Source organism: Granulicella sp. S156 (genome assembly GCF_009766105.1).
Taxonomy (GTDB): domain Bacteria; phylum Acidobacteriota; class Terriglobia; order Terriglobales; family Acidobacteriaceae; genus Granulicella.
On sequence record NZ_LMUH01000016.1, the window covers coordinates 1 to 792 of the forward strand.

A 792-nucleotide genomic window follows, 5' to 3' on the forward strand; every position below is an offset into this window, starting at 1 on the left:
GAGAGCGGTACATGAGCGGAAGGCTTCGAGTGTTCTGCAGTATCGAGTACTGAAGCGGCGGAAGTGTTTGAGGCGGTTGAAGCATCGTTCGATGCGGTTGCGTTGTTTATAGAGCTCTTTGTCGTAGGTGCGGGGCTGTTTCCAGTGCCGCCGTGGAGGTATGACCGCGATCGCACCGAGGCTTTCGACCTTGGCAACGATCTCGGCCGAGTCGTACCCCTTGTCGGCGATGACAGCTTCGGCCTCGCGCCCTTCCAGCAGGCTGATGGCTTGAGCGTACTCGGCAGCCTGACCTGCTGTGATGCGGAAGTCTACTGGCAGCCCGGCCTCGTCGGTCAACAGATGGATCTTGGTGCTCAGTCCACCTCGGGAACGCCCCAGAGCCGGGTCTTCCGAGCCCCTTTTTTGTGACCCGCCGCGGCCTGCTGATGCGCTCGCACGATGGTCGAGTCGATCATCAGATACTGGTTCTTCTTGTCGTTGACCAACTCGGCGAAGATACGCTCCCAGACTCCGGCCCGCGCCCAGCGCATGAACCGCGTATGCACGCTCTTGTACTTGCCATAGCGCTCCGGCAGATCGTGCCACCGGGCTCCCGTTCGCAGCACCCACAGAACTCCATTGATGAACTGCCGGTTATCCGCCGCCGTTCGGCCAACGTGCTCCATCCGACCCGGAAGCGTGTCTTTGATCCGCTCCCACTGCACCTCGCTCAACTCATACCGACTCGCCACATTTCAACTGCATCAGCTTCTACAAAACTTGCAAAGTCTATATGTGGATACCGCCTAG

Annotated in this window: 1 protein-coding gene; it reads right to left on the reverse strand. The window is 59.3% G+C overall.

What is annotated here, in order from left to right:
* Positions 1 to 734, reverse strand: a protein-coding gene (locus GSQ91_RS13510) for an IS5 family transposase (protein ID WP_216845243.1) whose coding sequence is annotated in 2 segments (ribosomal slippage) — positions 1 to 387 and positions 390 to 734 — 732 coding nt annotated over the 2 segments. Because the reading frame shifts where the segments join, the coding sequence is not laid out codon by codon here. This gene is flagged as partial in the annotation.
* Between the last annotated feature and the right edge of the window lie 58 nt (positions 735 to 792).